At 73.8% G+C, this 17,515-nt stretch carries 14 protein-coding genes and 1 pseudogene; 10 read left to right on the forward strand and 5 right to left on the reverse strand.

Annotated elements, in window-relative coordinates:
- Both V2S66_RS26720 and V2S66_RS26725 read right to left on the reverse strand, forming a co-directional pair.
- Positions 1–1,461: condensation domain-containing protein (locus V2S66_RS26720; protein WP_330799234.1), on the reverse strand; the 1,461-nt coding region annotated here is incomplete at its 3' end.
- A 628-nt stretch (positions 1,462–2,089) separates the two neighbouring features.
- Positions 2,090–3,151 (reverse strand): helix-turn-helix domain-containing protein, encoded by a 1,062-nt coding sequence (locus tag V2S66_RS26725; RefSeq protein ID WP_330799235.1) that lies wholly within the window; start codon positions 3,149–3,151, stop codon positions 2,090–2,092.
- Positions 3,152–3,555: 404 nt separating this feature from the next.
- On the opposite strand from V2S66_RS26725, the gene V2S66_RS26730 reads away from it, so the two are divergent.
- Both V2S66_RS26730 and V2S66_RS26735 read left to right on the forward strand, forming a co-directional pair.
- The gene (locus V2S66_RS26730) at positions 3,556–5,007 is read left to right on the forward strand and encodes an FAD/NAD(P)-binding protein (protein ID WP_330799236.1); all 1,452 of its coding nucleotides are present in this window, start codon (positions 3,556–3,558) and stop codon (positions 5,005–5,007) included.
- A 252-nt stretch (positions 5,008–5,259) separates the two neighbouring features.
- Positions 5,260–6,600, forward strand: a complete 1,341-nt coding sequence (locus V2S66_RS26735; RefSeq protein WP_330799237.1) for an aminotransferase-like domain-containing protein — start codon at positions 5,260–5,262, stop codon at positions 6,598–6,600.
- A 263-nt stretch (positions 6,601–6,863) separates the two neighbouring features.
- Here the strand turns inward: V2S66_RS26735 and V2S66_RS26740 are convergent.
- From V2S66_RS26740 to V2S66_RS26750, 3 genes and pseudogenes are all read right to left on the reverse strand, one after another.
- Positions 6,864–7,997, reverse strand: a pseudogene (locus V2S66_RS26740) (cytochrome P450 family protein); the annotation flags it as partial.
- A 194-nt stretch (positions 7,998–8,191) separates the two neighbouring features.
- Positions 8,192–8,824: an FMN-binding negative transcriptional regulator gene (locus V2S66_RS26745; protein ID WP_330799239.1), complete on the reverse strand. Its 633-nt coding sequence runs from the start codon at positions 8,822–8,824 to the stop codon at positions 8,192–8,194.
- Between the two features lie 102 nt (positions 8,825–8,926).
- Complete coding sequence (locus V2S66_RS26750; protein WP_330799241.1) at positions 8,927–10,261, reverse strand: lysine N(6)-hydroxylase/L-ornithine N(5)-oxygenase family protein; 1,335 nt, start codon at positions 10,259–10,261, stop codon at positions 8,927–8,929.
- Between the two features lie 198 nt (positions 10,262–10,459).
- On the opposite strand from V2S66_RS26750, the gene V2S66_RS26755 reads away from it, so the two are divergent.
- The 8 genes from V2S66_RS26755 (at position 10,460) to dpgC (ending at position 17,478) form a co-directional block, all read left to right on the forward strand.
- Positions 10,460–10,687 (forward strand): hypothetical protein, encoded by a 228-nt coding sequence (locus V2S66_RS26755; RefSeq protein WP_330799243.1) that lies wholly within the window; start codon positions 10,460–10,462, stop codon positions 10,685–10,687.
- 152 nt (positions 10,688–10,839) lie between these two features.
- Positions 10,840–12,060 carry a helix-turn-helix domain-containing protein gene (locus tag V2S66_RS26760; RefSeq protein ID WP_330799244.1) on the forward strand — a complete coding sequence of 407 codons (1,221 nt, stop codon included), beginning with the start codon at positions 10,840–10,842 and terminating at the stop codon, positions 12,058–12,060.
- Positions 12,061–12,355: 295 nt separating this feature from the next.
- Positions 12,356–12,715 (forward strand): hypothetical protein, encoded by a 360-nt coding sequence (locus tag V2S66_RS26765; protein ID WP_330799245.1) that lies wholly within the window; start codon positions 12,356–12,358, stop codon positions 12,713–12,715.
- Between the two features lie 39 nt (positions 12,716–12,754).
- Positions 12,755–13,285, forward strand: coding sequence for a MaoC/PaaZ C-terminal domain-containing protein (locus tag V2S66_RS26770; protein WP_330799246.1), 531 nt, complete (start codon positions 12,755–12,757; stop codon positions 13,283–13,285).
- 78 nt (positions 13,286–13,363) lie between these two features.
- The gene (ddaH, locus tag V2S66_RS26775; protein WP_330799248.1) at positions 13,364–14,188 is read left to right on the forward strand and encodes a dimethylargininase; all 825 of its coding nucleotides are present in this window, start codon (positions 13,364–13,366) and stop codon (positions 14,186–14,188) included.
- Positions 14,185–15,300, forward strand: coding sequence for a 3,5-dihydroxyphenylacetyl-CoA synthase DpgA (dpgA, locus tag V2S66_RS26780; protein WP_330799250.1), 1,116 nt, complete (start codon positions 14,185–14,187; stop codon positions 15,298–15,300). The genes ddaH and dpgA overlap by 4 nt, the downstream gene beginning before the upstream one ends.
- A gap of 103 nt (positions 15,301–15,403) precedes the next feature.
- Complete coding sequence (dpgB, locus tag V2S66_RS26785) at positions 15,404–16,174, forward strand: enoyl-CoA-hydratase DpgB (RefSeq protein WP_330799252.1); 771 nt, start codon at positions 15,404–15,406, stop codon at positions 16,172–16,174.
- Positions 16,171–17,478, forward strand: coding sequence for a (3,5-dihydroxyphenyl)acetyl-CoA 1,2-dioxygenase DpgC (dpgC, locus tag V2S66_RS26790; RefSeq protein ID WP_330799254.1), 1,308 nt, complete (start codon positions 16,171–16,173; stop codon positions 17,476–17,478). The genes dpgB and dpgC overlap by 4 nt, the downstream gene beginning before the upstream one ends.
- Positions 17,479–17,515: the final 37 nt, after the last annotated feature.

The raw sequence follows: 17,515 nt of genomic DNA on the forward strand, positions 1-17,515 counted from the left end.
ACCACCCCCCGACACACCACCCGCGGACGCAACACCCCCCGACACACCACCCACCGACGGAGCACCCACCGACACACCACCCACCGACGGAGCACCCACTGACGGAGCACCCGCGGACAGCGACGGCACCTCGTGCAGTTCCCGGTCGGTCAGCACCGCGATCGAGGCCACCTTGGCGGTGTGGCCGGCCGCGGCGACACGCCCGATCACCTGGATCAGGCGGTCGAGGTGGCGGCGGACCTCCTCGGGGGTGTGGAGCGCGGGATTGGCGTAGACGGAGAAGCCGAAGTCGGAGTCGTCGTCCCACTCGCAGACGGCGATGGAGAAGTCCTCGACGGCGCCGTAGGTGAGGACGTGGGTGGTGGCGGTGTGCTCGCCGAAGCGCGGGTCGGTGGCGAAGTTGATGATGTTGACGAACGGGCCGAACAGGCCGGTGTCGTCGACCGCCCGCAGATCGCGGCGCAGGTCCTCGTACCGATAGCGCTGGTGCCGCAGGGCGCCGCGGATCTCGGCCGTGGCCTGCCGCACCAGTTCGGCGACGGTGGCGCCCGGGGTGACGCGCATCCGCAGCGGCAGCAGGTTGGACATCGCGGCCAGGCCGCGGCGGGCCGCCGGGGTCCTGCGGCCGGAGACGGGCAGGCCGAGGGTGAACTCCTCCGTCCCGGTGAGGGCGTGGGTGTACACGGCGACCGCGGCGACCAGCACCGCCGACCAGCTGGTGCGCATCCCGCGGGCCGCGGCGCGCAGCTCGCCGAGCAGGGCCCGCGGAAGCCGGCCGTCCTCGCGGATGAACTCCTGCCGGGGGCCGGTGGGCGGCTGTGCGGACAGGCTGGTGCGGGTGATGCCGTCGGGGAAGCGGGCCTGCCAGTAGGCGCGGTCGTCGGCGAAGGCCGGCGAGGCGCGGTAGGTCTCCTCCTCGGCGACCAGCTCCGCGAGCTGCACCATGTCGTGCTCGGGGGGCCGGGTGCCGTTGGCGAGTGCGGTGTACAGGACGCCGAGCCAGTCCCGGAAGAGGGTGGTGGCGTAGCCGTCCATGGCGGCGTGGTGGAAGCGCTGGTACCAGAAGTGGCGGCGGGGCCCGAGCCGGAGCAGGGCGAAGCGGAAGAGCGGGAAGTCCCGGATGTCCACCGGGCGCCGTGCGTCGGCCTGCATCCACGCGTGGGCTTCGGCCTCGGGGTCGGCGGCGCCGGTCAGGTCGACCATCGGGATCTCGAAGTCGAGCCGGCTGATCAGGGTCTGCCGCGGCGCCGGACCGTCCGCGGCGATCCGGGACCGCAGGGTGTTCGTCTCGTCGATGGCCTGGCAGCAGGCGGCCTGCATCAGATCCGGGTCCACATGGCCGCGGATGTCCAGGTACTCCGCGACGACGTCGTACCGGCTCCCGGGCGCGAGCGCCTGGGCGTACCAGAATCCGAGCTGGGCGGCCGAAAGGGGGGACGGTCGCTCGGCGGATTCAGTCATGGCTTCCTCCTGCTGGTGCTCCTGCTGCCGCCGGTCGCGGACGGGCGTTCGCCGGGATGGCGTCGGGGTGGTGGTCCGGGTCGAGTCGTCAGGACGGGCGCCGGCCGGTCCCGTGGCGGCAGGAGGACAGGACAGAGCCCGCGGACATGGGGTGTCCGGGGTACGAGGGTGCCGCCGCGGGAAGTCGTGCGGGACCGGGACGGGGCGGCCTGCGGCTGTCCGATCAGCCGTGACGCAAGGATTGTTGCCCGATTCCCGGGCGGCCTGCCACCGCGGAAATCCCCTTCAGGCGGCATGCGCGGTTTGTCGTACGAGCCGGTTGGTGCCTGGCATGTTGGTGAAGGCCGCGGCCCCGCAGGAGCGAGAGGAACTGTCGCAGCCTGGATCAGGCAGGCCCCCCCGCCCCGGGCGGCAGGGCGCCGGTTCCCTCCGGAACGGCCCTGGCCGCCCCTCGGACCACCTGGACTCGCAAGGGAGTCGGACACCGTGGAAGCCCAAGGTGACGCGTTCGTGGTCGAGTGCGCGGGCAGCGATGACCGGCGCGCCCGCGAGGGGCGCGGTCCGGTAGGCGAGCCGGTACGCGAACCGGCGCGGGCGGGTCCGGCGCGGGCCGGCGTCCGCGTCCGGCTCAGCCGGTCGTCGTGGGGACGGTCAGCGCCTGGTCGTCCCCGTCCGACAGCAGCCCCTTGGCGGCCATCAGCGCCCCCGCCTGGAACCGGCTCTCGGCGCCCAGGTCCTCCATCATGTCGGCGATGTGCCGGCGCACGGTGCGCAGGGACATGCCCAGGCGGCGGCCGATTGCCTCGTCCTTCATCCCGGCGGCGAGCAGCCGTGCGATCGTCCGGTCGAGATCGGCGGCGACCGCCTCCATGCCGTCCACGGACGCGTCGGAGAACGGCTGCGCGAGGGTCCAGGTCTGCTCGAAGATCCGGCACAGGTAGTGCACGATCGACGGCTCGCGGATCACCACCGCGCCCCAACTGTCGTCCGCGTACGGGATGAAGGCCACCCGCTGGTCGAAGACGATGAGCCGGCCGAAGAGTTCGTGGGCGGTCCGGTACTCGGCGCCCAGCATGGACAGGGTGGCCACGTACGCCTGGCTCGGGCCGTTGAAGCGGGCGGTGTGGTGGTAAAGGGTGCGCATCCGCACGCCGCGGGCGAGGGTGGTCGTGTCGCGCCGCAGCGCCTCCTCCAGCACCTCGGGCACGCGGTTGCCGCCGGGCTGACAGGTGAGGATCTCGGCCTGGCACTCGTCGGCGGCCCGGGTCAGGGCGGCGCGCACCTCCTCGACCTGTCCGACCTGCTCGATCTTCGGGGAACGGGCGCGCGTCGCCCGCAGATAGGTGTCCCGCAGCCCGGAGAACCGCTCCCGGATCAGTTCGAGTTCGCTCTGGTGGCGCTGGAGGGCGAGGATGACCGGGGCCGCCATCACCCCGGACACGAGGTCGGGGTCGAGGACGTCCAGCCGACCGTCGGCCTCGTGCACCAGCCGGAGGGCGGTGAGCGACGCGGAGGCCGCGGCGACCCGCTCCGGTGTCAGGCCGAGGGCGCCGGCCGCCCCGGCGACATCGACGCCCTCATGGGCGGCGATCCACCCGTAGACGGCGACCTCGTCGGCGCCCAACCGGGACGCGTCGCCGGTCCCCTCCGGCGGCCGATCCCCTTCGCCGCCAGCAGTGCCCACTTCCACGTAACAGTCCTCACCCCGGTCGCCGCACTCGCTGGAACAGCATTGCCTCCGCGGTGCGACCCGGAAAAGGTGGCAAGGCGAAAAGTACGCGGAGATAGATCATTTTTGGCTAACCCTTTGGGAAAATATTGCCGGGTTTCCGTGAACTTTTTCCCGACCCCTTCTCGATGTGCGGTGTCCGTCCGCAATTCGACCTGCTGACGTCTTGTGGCCATTGGTTCCGGCTTGCGCAGGTCATACCGGAACACGGGCCAGGCCCTTTCCTGCGCGGCATTTTCCTGAGGTGTGCGGCGACCGCCGCGCGCGGTATTCACCGGGCAGCCTGGAGGCCGACGGCCCGGCCCGAATGCCGGGGCGCGCTCGCGCGGCCGGTCCCGGCCGCCAGCCCATGAGGAGGTGGTCGCGTGCGGCCTTCCAGCACCGGACGCCGGGTGGTCGTGGTGGGCGCGGGCGCCGCCGGCGTGCTCGTCGCCGCGCACCTGCTGCGCGACGCCGGGAACCGGCACGGTCCGCGCGTCACCCTGGTCGACCCCGGTCCGCGGCCGGGTCCGGGCATCGCGTACGCCACCAGGGAACCCCGTCATCTGCTGAACGTCCCCGCCGGACGGATGGGTGCCTTCGCCGAGGAACCCGGAGGCTTCACGGCCTTCCTGGCGGCGCGCGGCCTGCCGTGCGACCCCGGCGCCTTCGTCCCGCGCGCCCTCTACGGCGACTACCTGGAGGACGTCCTGCGCGCGGCGGCCCGCGCCACGGCCGACCGGGCGCGGCTGTCCCACCTCCGCGCGTCGGCGGTGCGGGTCGGCCGCGCGGGCGCGGGCTTCACCGTGGCCCTCGCCGACGGCCGGCGGATCGGCGCGGACGCGCTGGTGCTGGCGACCGGCGCGGGCGCCCCGCGGGTCGGATGGGCGCCGGCCGGGCTGCGCGGCTCACCGGCCTTCGTCGCGGACCCGTGGGCACCGGGTGCGCTCGGCGCGGTGCCGCCGTCCGCCGATGTGCTCGTCGTCGGCACCGGGCTGACCATGGCCGACACCGCGCTCCACCTGGCCCGGCGGGGCCGGGTGGTGCACGCCGTCTCCCGCCACGGACTGCTCCCGCACGCCCACGCCGCCGTCCCCGCGGCCGCCGTGCCGCCGCCCCCGGTCGCGGAGCCGGTCGAGCTGGCCGCGCTGCGCCGCGCGGTGCTGCGGCACGCGGCGCGCTGCCGCCGCGAACGCGGCGACTGGCGGGCGGGGCTGGACGGCTGGCGTTCCGTCACGGCGCGGCTGTGGCAGTGCCTGAGCACCGAGGACCAGGCGACCTTCCTGTCCGGCGACCGCGCCCTGTGGGACGTGCACCGGCACCGGCTGCCGCCGGCCTGCGCCGACGCGCTGGACGCAGCGTGCGCCGCGGGGACCGTCGCGGTGCGGCGCGGCGAGGTCACCGGCGTGCGTCCGGACGGGGCCGGCCTGGCCGTCCGGCTCTCCGACGGGCGGACCCTGACCGTGGGCGCGGTGGTCAACTGCGCGGGTGCCGAACCGGCCGCGGCCCGCTCCCCGGACCCCCTGCTGCGATCGGCGCTGGCCGACGGACTGGTCCGTCCCGGCCCCCACGGCATCGGACTCGCCACCGACGGCACCGGGCGCCTGCTGCCCGCCGTCGCGGGGAGCGGACCGCAGCCTGCCTGGACGCTCGGCGCGCCCCGCCGCGGCAGCCTCCTGGAGAGCACGGCGATCCCCGAGATCCGCGCCCAGGCCGCAGCCGTGGCGGCGGCGGTGACGGCAGCGGTGACGGTTCTCCCGGCCGCCTCCCGCGCCGTCCCCCCTCCCGCCGCGGCGCTCCCGCGCCCCCTCCCCCGCCCGGCCGCGACCCCGACGTGACCCCGCGGGACGCGGCCGCCGGCTGCCCGCCCTCCGCGCCGGGCTCGGCGCGCGCGGCGCGCCCGGCCGCCACGCTCCCCCTGCCCGAGGAGGCCGTGCCGGCCGTGTCGCCCGCATCAGCCGTGCAGGCGGCCCGAGCGCTGCGGTCCGCGCCCGGTGCGGGCGGGCGGCAGCAGCCCTCCGCCGTCGCGCCCCGGTCCTGTCGACCCCGTCCGCCGTTTCCGCCCGACCCGCCGTCCTCAGGAGCCCCGTATGCCCGTACTGACCGATCAGGCCGCGCCGGACCTCTTCCTCAGCGGGCTGCATCCCGCCCTGGGGGACGGGCTGCTGACGTCCGTGACGTTCCTCAACGAGGTCGCCGGGCGCTACCCCGGGGCGCTGTCGCTCGCGGCGGGCGCCCCGTACGAAGGCGGCTGGGACCTGGAGGACGTGCACGCCGCGCTGCGCCGGTTCTGCGCGCACCTGCGCGACGACCGCGGGCTGAGCGAGGCCGAGGTGCGGCGCACGGTCCTGCAGTACGGCCGGACCAAGGGCATCGTCCACGAACTGATCGCCCGCCACCTGTCGCTGGACGAGGGGATCGAGGTGGACCCGGAGGCCGTCGTGGTGACGGTCGGCTTCCAGGAGGCGCTGTTCCTCTCCCTGAGTGCGCTGCGCCGCGATCCCGGCGACGCGCTGCTCGCGGTCGTCCCGGCGTTCGTCGGCCTCACCGGCGCGGCGAGGCTCCTCGGCATGCCGGTGGTGCCCGTCCCGTCCGGGCCGGACGGCGTGGAGCCCGCCGAGGTGGCGCGCGCCGCCCGGGAGGCCCGGCGGGCGGGCCTGCGCCCCCGGGCCTGCTGCCTGGTTCCGGACTTCGCCAATCCGACGGGCAGCCGGATGTCGCTGGCGCAGCGCACCGGCCTGCTGGAGGTGGCCGCGGCGGAGGACCTGCTGATCCTGGAGGACAATCCCTACGGCTTCTTCCCGCTGGACGGCACCCGGCTCCCCACCCTGAAGTCCCTCGACCGGGACCGGCGGGTGGTCTACCTCGGGTCGCTCGCCAAGACGGTCTACCCGGGCGCCCGGATCGGCTACGTCGTGGCCGACCAGGTGGTGGCCGCACCCGGAGGCGGCCGGCTGCTGCTCGCGGACTGCCTGGCGCGGGCCAAGAGCATGGTCACGGTGAACACCCCCCCGATCACGCAGGCGGTGGTCGGCGGACGCCTGCTCGCCCACGGCGGCAGCCTCGCGGCGGCCAACAGGCGGGAGGCGCGCTTCTACCGCGACGCGCTGACCCACCTGCTGGACGGCCTCGGCCGGCGGTTCGGACCCGGGTCGGGTGTGCGCTGGACCCGGCCGGCCGGCGGCTTCTTCGTCACCGTGGAGGTCCCCTTCGAGGTCACCGACACCGAACTGGAGCGCTCAGCAGGGGAGTTCGGGGTGATCTGGTCTCCGCTGCACCACTTCTACGACAGCGCGGCACCGCTCAGGCTGCTGCGCTTGTCGTGCAGTTCGCTCTCGCCCGCCGACGCCGAGGCCGCGCTCGACCGCTTCGCCTCCTTCGTCGGCACGGTCGCGGCGGAGAACGGGCAGCGGCCCGCTGCCGGAGGCTGACCGGGTACGTCCGGCGCCGGTGGCTCACCGGGAGCTCCCGCGGCCCCGGCCCCGTGTGCCGCCGGCAGGGGCTCCTGTACGCCCTCCGGTACGCCCTCGGGTCCGCGCGCCGGGACCTCGGGCGGCCGCACGGACGCCCGAGCCTCGACGGGCACGGGGGTGAAGACCACCGGCAACGACTCGAGCCCCCGCATGTTCATGTACCGGCGCCAGGTGATCTGCTCCGGCGGCACCCCCAGAGCCAGGTCGGGGAAGCGGTCGAGCAGCGCTTGGAGGGTGATCCGCAGCTGAAGCCGGCCGAGCGGCGCGCCCAGGCAGTAGTGGATGCCGTAGCCGAGCTGGAGGTGGCGGCTGCTGCCCGGCCGCGCGAGTGCGAAGGTGTCGGCGCCGGGGAACCGCGCCTCGTCCCGGTCGGCCGAACCGAGGACCGCGCTCACCAGTGACCCGGCGGGGATGGTGACCCCGGCCAGGACGACCTCGCTGGTCGTGACCCGGATGGTGGCCGACAGGATCGGCCCGTCGAAGCGGAGCAGTTCCTCGACCGCGCCCGTCATCAGCGCCGGATCGGCCCGCAGCGCGGCGAGCTGGTCGGGGTGGGTGAGCAGCGTGTGGACGGCGTTGGCGATCGCCTTCGCCGTCGTCTCGTGCCCGGCGGCGAGCAACTGCACGCAGATGCTGACCAGTTCCTCCTCGTCCAGGTGTCCGTCGTCGGCGTCCCGGGCCGCGATCAGGGCCGACAGCAGGTCCTTGGTCTGCTCCGCGTCCTTCCCCGCGGCGCCGGCCCGGCGCTGCGCGATGGTCTCCTTGATGTAGGTGTGCAGGTTCCGCATGCCGTCGGCGGAGGAGAGCCCGCCGATGCTGCGGTCGCGCGGCAGGAAGGCGGCGTCGGACCAGGCGCGGAAGTCGGCGCGGTCCGCGAGCGGCACCCCGAGCAGCTCGCACAGGATCGCCATCGGCAGCGGTACGGCGAGCGCTTCGACCAGGTCGGCGCGGCCGAGCGGGGCGATGGCGTCGAGCAGTCCGGCGACGATCTCCTGCAGCCGGGGCCGCAGCGCCTCCACCCGCCCGGGGGTGAAGGCCCGGATGACCAGCCGCTTGAGGCGGTCGTGGTCAGGCGGGTCGGTGAGCATGAGGTTGCGTGGCGCGGGAGCGGCCTGCGGCTGCGGCCGGCCCGGGCCGGCCAGTGCCGCGCTGACCCGGGCGGGGTCGGTCGAGAAGCGTCTGTCGCTCAGGACGGTGCGGGCCTCGGCGTGGCCGAGGACGCGGTAGACCGTCTGCCCGTCGGGGCGGGTGAACCGCTGCACGGGCCCGGCGGCCCGCTCCTGGGCCAGGGCGGAGTAGGGGTCGCGGGTGAATTCCTCGCTGAAGGGGTCGGTGGCCGGGCGGTTGGCGGGCATGACGGTTCACCTGGTTCCGGTCGGGCGCCGGCGGACGGCCGGGCGGGCGGGGGCTCGGGAGGAGAGAGGCGGAGAGGAGTCCGCGCGGGGAGGGCGAGTGGCGGCGCGGGCTCCAGGGGGTGCTCGGGCCGGCGTCCGTCATCGGGCGCGGGCAGTGGGACGCCGCGCCTCTTTCGGCGTGCGGAGCGGCGCGTTCAGTCCATCAGTGCCGCGAGTGCGCGGTGGCCGCCCTCCGCGCTGCGGGCGAACGCGCAGGCGACGCGCGCGCGGACGGCGTCGTCCTTCTCCTGACTGAGTTTCAGCATCGCGTCAGCCGCCGTGACATGGAGCCGGAAGGCCCCCACCCCGGTGGCGAGGGAGGCGAAGTAGTCGAGGGAACCGGCCGTGTCCCACCCGGTGCCGAGGTCCCGCTCGAAGATCCGGACGGTTTCGGTCACGACGCCCAGCACCTCCTCGGGCGCCAGCCGCTCGATCCGGCCGCGCAGGTGGACCGCGGTGAAGTCCCAGGTCGGCGCGGCGGGCACGGTGCCGTACACGGTGGGCGAGACATAGCCGTGCGGGCCGTGGAAGACCGCGAGGGCCGGCCGGTCGGCGGTGAGCGCGGCCCACTGCGGGTTCCGGCGGTCCATGTGGCCGAGGAAGGTGGTCCCGGCCAGCCCGGTGGGTCCGCCGCCCGCCGCGAGCGTGGACTCCTCGGGGACCATGGGCAGATGGGTGGCGAACGGGCCCGTGTCGCCGTTGACGGTGAGCAGCGCCAGGGGGTTGCCGCGCACGAGGTCCAGGACCTGGCCGGGATGCTGGGGACGGTAGCGATCGGGTACGAACATGGTGGGTCCTCGCTCCTTGGGGGGCGTGGTCGTACAGAGGCGGGCGGGGTCGTACAGAGGCGGGCGGGGACGGCCGGGCGGACGGTCAGGGCGGACGGCCGGTCAGGGGCGGGCCGCGGTGAGCGAAGCGGTGATGTCACCGGCCCGGACCGCGAGGTTGGACAGCAGGGACGACGAGATGCCGTGCGTGTGCTCGGTGCCGCCCTGGAGGTAGATGCCGGCCGTGACATGCTCGGCGGTGCGCACCCGGTAGTCCCGGCCCACCTGCAGCCTGCCGTCGGCGTCCCGCAGGCACAGTTCGGCGGCGGGTCCCAGCAGGTCGGTGGGGTCCATCTGGTCGTACCCGGTGGCGAAGACGACGGCGTCCACGTCGAGCCGCCGGACCGAGAGGTCGGCGAGGTGGGTGATGTGCAGCGCGGGCCGCCCGTCGGGGGTGCTGGTGAGCCCGGACACCCGGCACAGGTTGTGGACGAACATGCGCCGGCGCCCCGCCACCGACTCCTGGTACGTCCGGCGGTACAGCTCGGTGATCAACTCCACGTCGACCACCGCGTAGTTGGTGTTGCCGTGATAGGCGAAGATGCTGTCCTTCGCCTCCTGCCGCGCGCTGTAGAACTCGTCCACGGCGGCGGGGTCGAAGACCCGGTTGGCGAACGGGGAGTCGTCCGCCGGGCTGTAGCCGTAGCGCGGGACGACGGCGTGGATCTCGGCCTGCGGAAAGCGCGTGTGCAGGTGGGCGGTCACCTCGGCGGCGCTCTGCCCGGCACCGACGACGGCGAAGCGCAGTGACTCGCGCTCGTCCAGCTCCTCCAGCCGCTCCAGCAGCTCGGCGCTGTGCCACACGCGCTTGTCGCACTCGATGCCCTGCGGCAGCCGCGGCACCAGGCCGCTGGCCACGACGATGTTGCGGGCGGTGCGCACCCGGGTCCGCTGGTCGGCCGCGCTACGGCTCTCGACCGCGAAGGCGGTGACCCTCCCGTCCTCGGTGAGCGGGCGCAGAGCGGTCACGGTGGTGCCGTACTCGACCATGTCGGGGAGCTGGTCGGCGCTCCACTCCAGGTAGTCGTGGAACTCCGTGCGGGTGGGGAAGAAGTTCTTCAGATTGATGAAGTCGGCCAGCCTGCCTTTGGCGTGCAGGTAGGACAGGAAGCCGAAGGGGCTGACCGGGTTCCGCATGGTGACCAGGTCCTTCAGGAAGCTCACCTGCATGGTGGCGCCCGCCAGGAGCATTCCGGGGTGCCAGCCGAAGCGGGGCCGCCGTTCCAGGAAGAGCGCGTCGACGTCTGTCGCCCCGGGCCGCCCGCCGTCCTCGGCGAGGGCGATGGCGAGCGCCATGTTCGACGGGCCGAAGCCGATCCCGATGACGTCCCGCGTGGGCAGGCCGTCGGGGGCGGGGCCGTCGGGGGCGGGGCGGGTGTGGGCGGTCTCGGTGGCCATCCCGGGTCTCCTCAAGGCGTGGACGGATTCCTTACGTGACAGCGAAAGTACGGATGGCTTGCCACACTTGTCAAGCATGAGAATGACACTTGCCAAGCATTGGCAACTCGGTCTAACGTTCTGGGTGTCGGCAGCCGACGGACCACCACCGCGGCCTTACCGGCCCACCCGTCGCGATTTCCCGCACAAGGAGCAGCCATGTCCGCCTTCCGCGTCCTTCGCCCCGCCCTCCGATTCCGCACCGGCACGGCGGTCGCCACCGCCGCCCTGGCCGTACTGGCCGTAGGCGCCACCACCGCCCAGGCCCTGCACGGGGAGCAGTCCGCCCGGCCTGCCACGGCGATCGACTGGCCCGTCGCGCCGACCGCCGGGACCGTGACCGGCGCACCCGCCGGCACCCGCACCGACGGCATCGACTGGCCGTGACCCGCCACGACGGCCGTCGGGCGCCGGCCGGACCGCGGGTTGCCACGCCTGGCAACCCGCAGCCGGTGGCCCGGTCCCCGATGTACCCTCTCTGGCAATACTCCAGCGCGTCGGGCGACTGTCGCCCGCTGACCGAACGGGAAGGTCCTCCGGTGCTCGAACAGCCCACATTCGGACGCCGTCTGCGCGAGTTGCGGCTCGCCCGCGGTCTGTCGCAGGCGGAGCTGGCGGCCGAGGGATTGTCCACCGCGTACCTCTCCCGGCTGGAGTCGGGCGCCCGCCCCCCGACGCAGAAGGTGCTGGAGCACCTCACCGCGCGTCTGGGCGTGCCCGCCGACGCCTTCGAAACCGTGGAACTGAGCGCGCTCGGCCAAGCGCTGGCGCACGTCACGTCATCCGACGCGGACGACGGCTCTGCGCTGCCGCTGCTCGACGCGGCGGTGCGCAGCCCCGACACGGACAACGTGGACCTGCGCTGGGTCTCGTTGTGGAAGCTCACCCATCTGCACGCCTCCCAGGGGCGGTTGGCCGGCGCGCTGGACACCGCCCGCGACCTGGCCGCGCTCAGCGACCAGATCGGCGTCCCGCTGCTGCGCGAACGCGTCCACAGCCACCTGGCCTGGTGTCTGCGGGAGACCGGCGACATCGCCGAGGCCCTGGTCAGCGCGCAGGTGGCGGTCGCCATCGCGGAGGAGCACGCGGTCCCGCGACGCGACACCGTCAAGGCCCGGCTGGTGCTGGTGTCGGTCCTGGCCGAGTCCGGCCGGATGGCCGAGGCCCGCGTCTACTCCGACCAACTGCTTGCCACCGCAGAGGAGTTGACCGGTGCTCCCTACGCCGAGGTGCTCTGGGCCGTGGCCAACGTCCGGCTGCGTGAGGGGGACGAGACCGGTGCGGCCGAACTCCTCGACCGCGCGCTGGGCCGGCTGGAGAGCCGCGACGCCCCCCTGCTGTCGCTGCGGCTGCGGCTGGCCGCCGCGTCCCTGAGCCTCCAGATGAACCCGCCGCGGGTCGGGACCGCCGAACGCCTCCTGCACGAGGCCGAACCCATCGTCCGGATCGTCGGTACGGCGACCAACGAGATCGAGTTGGACGTGGTGCGCGCCCATCTCGCCTTCCAGCGGCGGGACATCGACACGGTGACCGCGCTGTACGAACGGATCGAACCCTCGATGGGAGCGCTGACCTTCCGGGACCGCATCCGGATGGAACTGCTGCACAACCAGGTGCTCGTCATGCGCGGCCACCAGGAGACCGGGGTGCGCGCCATCGAGAAACTCGCCGCCGAGGCACAGGAGCGGGGCAACCTGCACCTGGTGTCGGAGGTCTGGCGGGTTCTGGCCACCACGCTCAGCGGAATCGACGCCCACTGACCGGCTGAGACCGGACCCACCCCGCTTCCCGTCCTGCCGTCACCACCGCACCGGCCGCTCCTGCCGGCCGGGACTTCCCGGTTTCCCTCCGCCCGGCCTTCCACCGTCACGCCTCTGCACCGTCACGCCTTTCCCGGCCGGCGTCCCGCCGCGCCCCGGACGCTGCGCGCTGCCCTCCTGCGGATCACCCCGCGGCGTCCGTCGCCCCAGGCCCTGAGGGTCGGCCGGTCGCCCAGGCGCCCCTGCACGTCCGATCGCCCGACCACCCGCACCCCCGGCAAAGGGGAACCCTGTCATGAGCCTGCTCATTCCGTCGCCCTCGCCCGCTCCCTCCTCCTCGCCCGCTCCCGCTTCTTCGCCCGCTCCCTCCTCCTCGCCCGCTCCCTCCTCCTCGCCCGCTCCCGCTTCTTCGCCCGCAGCCGCCGCGCTCGTCCGGCTGTCCCCCGACACTGTCGCGACGCTGCTCGTACGGCACTTCGGCGCCGACCGCCGCCGGCTGCGGCCGCACACGACGCTGGGCGCGGCGGGCCTCGACCGCTACGCCGTCCTGGAGCTCGTCGTCATCCTGCGCGACGACCACGGGGCCCACGTCGACGCCGACGATCTGACGCCCTCCCACACCGTGGCCGACGTCCTGCGCCTGGCCCGCAGCTGAACTCCCCCACCCTCGAACGACTTCCGGAAGGACCCTCCCGTGACCGGCCTGTATCTCGAAGAGTTCGCCCCCGGCCAGCAATGGACCAGCCCCGGCCGCACCATCACCGAGACCGATGTCGTCAACTTCGCCGGACTCAGCGGCGACTACAACCCCATCCACACCGACGCCGAGTTCTGCCGCGGCACTCCGTACGGCCGCCGCGTCGTCTACGGCGTGCTGGGCATGTCGGTCCTCACCGGTCTGCTCGACCGGATCGGCGTGTTCATCGGCACCGCGGTGGCCATGGTCAAGCTCACCGACTGGCGTTTCCTGGCACCGGTGTTCATCGGCGACACCGTCACGTTCCGGATGACCGTGAAAACCGTCCGGCAGACCACCGACGGCTCACCCGGCCCCGTCGCCGTCACCTGCGCGCTGCTCAACCAGGACGGCCGCACCGTGCAGCAGGGCGTGATGGTCGTCCTCGTCCGGTCCGACCGCTCGTCGGCCGCCTCCGACCGGCCGCCGTCCACCACGTGCGCGACGCCGTCGGCGGAGGCCGGCGCCGGACTCATCGGCGCGCGCTGAGACCGCCCTGAGCGCCAGCGCCCCCGCCAGCGCCCCTCCCCCTCCCCTCCCCCGTCCTTCCGATCCTGTGCGGAGACCATGACCCTCGCTGAGCCCCGGCACGCCCGCCCCCGGCACTTCCTGATGTGCCCTCCCACCCACTTCGACGTCACCTACGCGATCAACGCCTGGATGGACCCCGGGAAACCGGTGGACCGCGCCCTCGCTCTGCTCCAGTGGGAGCGGCTGCGCGATCTTTACCTCGATCTCGGCCACCGCGTCGACCTCATCGACCCGCTGCCAGGCCTTCCCGACATGGTGTACGCGGCCAACGGCGCCACCGTCGTGGACGGAAAGGCGCTCGGCGCCCGCTTCCGCAATCCGGAACGTGCCGCCGAGGGTCCTGCCTACCTGGAATGGCTGCGCGAGCGTGTCCCGCAGGCCGCCGAGGCCGGTGAGGTCAACGAGGGCGAGGGCGACTTCCTCGTCGCGGGCCCCTGGCTGCTGGCCGGTACCGGTTTCCGCAGCAGCCGCGCGGCGCACGCCGAGGCGCAGGAGTTCTTCGGCCGCCCGGTGATCGGCCTGGAACTGGTCGACGAGCGGTACTACCACCTGGACACCGCCCTCGCCGTGCTCACCGACGACCTGGTCGCCTACTACCCCGGTGCCTTCTCCCCCGGCAGCCGGGCCGTCCTGGAACGGCTCTTCCCCGACGCCGTGCTCGCCGACGCCGCGGACGCGACCGTCTTCGGCCTCAACGCGGTCAGCGACGGCCGCCACGTGGTGCTGCCCGCCGCCGCCACCGGGCTCGCCGGCCGGCTGCGCGAACGCGGTTTCGAGCCGGTGGGAGTCGACCTGTCCGAACTCCTCAAGGGCGGCGGCAGCGTCAAGTGCTGCACCCTGGAACTGCGGTGGGGCCGATGAGCGCCGCCGTCCTTCCGCATCCCGGCGCCCGCACCGGGCTCCGGCCGTCCGATCCGCACCTGGCCGGGCGCCCCCGGATCACGGCGGTGGGCACCGCGGTGCCCGCCACGTCGTACACCCAGGCGGAGATCCTGGACGTCTTCGGCATCCAGGACCCCAAGGTCCGGTCGGTCTTCCTCAACAGTGCGATCGACCGCCGCCATCTGACGCTGCCGCCCCCGGGGGAGGACGGGACCCGCCGCCCCGAGGAGCAGGGCGCGCTGCTGGCCAAGCACAAGGCTCAGGGAGTCGAGGTCGGCACGCGGGCGCTGCGCGACTGCCTCGACGCGGCCGGCGCCGACCCCGCCGACGTCGGCTACCTGTGCTGCGTCACCTCCACCGGCTTCCTCACCCCCGGCCTCAGCGCGCTGATCATCAAGGAGATGGGCCTCGACCCCCGCTGCCAGCGCCTGGACGTCGTCGGCATGGGCTGCAACGCCGGGCTCAACGGGCTGAACGCGGTGTCCGGCTGGGCGGTGGCCAACCCCGGGCGGCTCGCGGTCCTGCTCTGCGACGAGGCGTGCTCGGCGGCGTACGTCTTCGACGGGACCATGCGCACCTCGGTGGTGAACAGCCTCTTCGGCGACGGGGCCGCGGCCGTCGCGGTGACCGCAGGACCGACCGCCGGCCCGGGTCCGCGCCTGATCGGCTTCGGCAGCTACCTGATCACCGACGCCATCGACGCCATGCGGTACGACTGGGACGACGCGCACGGCAGGTTCAGCTTCTTCCTCGACCCGCAGGTGCCGTACGTCGTCGGGGCCCACGCCGAGACCGCGGTGGACGCCCTCCTGGAGCGGTACGGGCTGCGGCGCAGCGACATCGCCCACTGGACCGTCCACGCGGGCGGCAAGAAGGTGGTCGACTCGGTCGCGGTCAACCTCGGTCTGACCAGGTACGACCTGCGGCACACCACCGGTGTGCTGCGCGACTTCGGCAACCTCTCCAGCGGTTCGTTCCTCTTCAGCCATCGCCGCCTCGCGGAGGAGGGCACCGCGCTGCCCGGCGAGTACGGCGTCATGATGACCATGGGGCCGGGCTCGACGATCGAGACGGCACTGCTGCGCTGGTGAGCGCCCCACGTTCTCCCACACCCCCGGCACCGCCTCACCCCTTCCGGTTGCCCGGCTCCGCCGCCCCGGCGGCTTCTCGACCCGTGATGTGAAAGGCCCCGCCATGACCACGTACGTCGCCCTGTCCACCCCGCTGTCCACCCCCCTGGCCGTCCGGAACCACGTCCGCACCGACGTGCCCGCCGGCGTCCTCGCCGATCCGCCCGCCGACCCGCCCGCCATGGAGGTCACCCTCCGCGTCGACGGCGCCGAGCCGCTCTCAGCCGGCCTCGTCGCCGAGCTCCACCGGACCTGCGACCGCGCCGAGGACGCCGACCTGCCGGTGCGCGTCCTGCTGCGGCTGAGCGGCACCCCGCGCGGGGACACCACCGGGTCCCTGACCATCACGCTGGTGAACAGCTGGGAACGCGCACTGCGCCGGCTGGAGCGGCTGGAGGCGCTCACCGTCGCGCTCGTGGACGGCGACATCGGCGGTACGGCGGTGGAGGCGCTGCTCGTCACCGACCATCGGGTCGCCGCTCGGCACCTCCGCGTCACCCTGCCCCGTGCCTCGGGACAGGCATGGCCGGGGATGTCCCTCTACCGGCTGTCACGCCAGGTGGGCGAAACCGCGGCCCGGCGCGCCCTGCGCGGCCGGCCGATATGGTCCGAGGAGGCACAACGCCTGGGTCTCGTCGATGAGTTGGTCGACTCCACCCCAGCGACCGAGGAGGGGTGGTCGAGCCGCCTGCCGGTGCCCGCTCCGGACACCGCGCTGCGCCGCTCCCTGGTCCTGAACGCCTCCTCGCTCTCCTTCGAAGACGCGCTCGGAGTCCATCTGGCCGCCTGCGACCGGACGCTGCGCGGCGCGGCCCGTACGGAGGAGCCGGCATGACGACGGCGACCGTCTCCGTCGACCCGGCCGCCCTGCGGACCCTCCACGACGCCGCCGCGCACGCCGACGACGTCGTCGCCGCCCTGCCCGGGCCCGCCGACCGCGGCCCGGCGGATCACCAACGCGCCACCCGCGCCAAGAACGCCGCGCGCCTCGCCCGTCATCACTTCCTCGTCTCGCACGTGGACCGGGTGTACGACGAGCTGACCGACGGCCGCTCCCGGTACGTGGACATCGGCGAACTGGTCCTCACCGCGGCCCGTGCCTTCCCGGGCCTGGTGCCCACCGCCGACGTCCTCGCCCGCGAACGGGAGCGCAAGCAGGAGGAGAAGGAGGGGGCGGAGATCGATCAGGGCATCCTCGTCTCGGCGCTGCTGCGCTCGTCGTCCGCCGGGGCGCATCTGCTCGACGCGATGCTGCGCCCGACCGACCGGGCGCTGCGGCTGCTGCCGGAGTTCCGCCGTACCGGTGTGCTGGACCTGCCGTCGGTCCGGCTGGAGCGCCGGGGAACCGCCGCGCATCTGACGATGCACCGCAAGGACTCGCTCAACGCCGAGGACGACCAGCAGGTCGCGGACATGGAGACCGCGGTCGACCTGGCGCTGCTGGACCCCGCGGTCCATGTCGCACTGCTGCGCGGCGGGGTGATGGACCATCCGCGGTACAAGGGGCGGCGGGTGTTCAGTTCCGGCATCAACCTGAAGAGCCTGCACGCCGGGGAGATCTCCCTGGTCGACTTCCTGCTGCGCCGGGAGCTCGGCTACATCCGCAAGATCGTGTGCGGGGTGCTGGTCGCGCACGACGCCCCCTGGCAGTCCCGGACGGTCGAGAAGCCATGGGTCGCGGCGGTGGACGGCTTCGCCATCGGCGGCGGTGCGCAGCTGCTCATGGTCTTCGACCGGGTGCTGGCGAGCGCCGACGCCTATGTGAGCCTGCCCGCCGCGCAGGAGGGGATCGTGCCCGGTGCGGCCAACCTGCGGCTCGGGCGGCTCACCGGTGGCCGCACCTCACGCCAGCTCGTCCTGTGGGGGCGGCGGGTGTGGGCGGCCGAGCCGGAGGCACGGCTGTTCCTCGACGAGGTGGTCGAGCCCGCCGGCCTCGACGCGGCGGTCGCCACCGCCCTGGAACGGTTGGACAGCCCCGCCGTCCTCACCAACCGGCACATGCTCACGGTCGCGGAGGAGTCGCAGGACAGCTTCCGTTCCTACATGGCGGAGTTCGCCCTGCACCAGGCGCTGCGGCTGTACAGCGAGGACGTCATCGGCAAGGTCGGCCGGTTCGCCCGGGCGGGGCGGGAGTCCTGAACGTCGGGCGCACGTGCGGGCCGGGGCCGCCCGATCC

Origin of the sequence: Actinacidiphila polyblastidii (assembly GCF_036353415.1) — a bacterium.
Classification (GTDB): Bacteria; Actinomycetota; Actinomycetes; order Streptomycetales; family Streptomycetaceae; genus Actinacidiphila; species Actinacidiphila polyblastidii.

Bases quoted from the DNA above. Each gene is read 5' to 3' on its own strand.
- dpgC (WP_330799254.1), top strand. From the start codon at position 16,171: ATGACGACGGCGACCGTCTCCGTCGACCCGGCCGCCCTGCGGACCCTC.
- V2S66_RS26755 (WP_330799243.1), top strand. From the start codon at position 10,460: ATGTCCGCCTTCCGCGTCCTTCGCCCCGCCCTCCGATTCCGCACCGGC.
- V2S66_RS26750 (WP_330799241.1), bottom strand. From the start codon at position 10,261: ATGGCCACCGAGACCGCCCACACCCGCCCCGCCCCCGACGGCCCCGCC.
- dpgB (WP_330799252.1), top strand. From the start codon at position 15,404: ATGACCACGTACGTCGCCCTGTCCACCCCGCTGTCCACCCCCCTGGCC.
- V2S66_RS26765 (WP_330799245.1), top strand. From the start codon at position 12,356: ATGAGCCTGCTCATTCCGTCGCCCTCGCCCGCTCCCTCCTCCTCGCCC.
- dpgA (WP_330799250.1), top strand. From the start codon at position 14,185: ATGAGCGCCGCCGTCCTTCCGCATCCCGGCGCCCGCACCGGGCTCCGG.
- V2S66_RS26745 (WP_330799239.1), bottom strand. From the start codon at position 8,824: ATGTTCGTACCCGATCGCTACCGTCCCCAGCATCCCGGCCAGGTCCTG.
- ddaH (WP_330799248.1), top strand. From the start codon at position 13,364: ATGACCCTCGCTGAGCCCCGGCACGCCCGCCCCCGGCACTTCCTGATG.
- V2S66_RS26735 (WP_330799237.1), top strand. From the start codon at position 5,260: ATGCCCGTACTGACCGATCAGGCCGCGCCGGACCTCTTCCTCAGCGGG.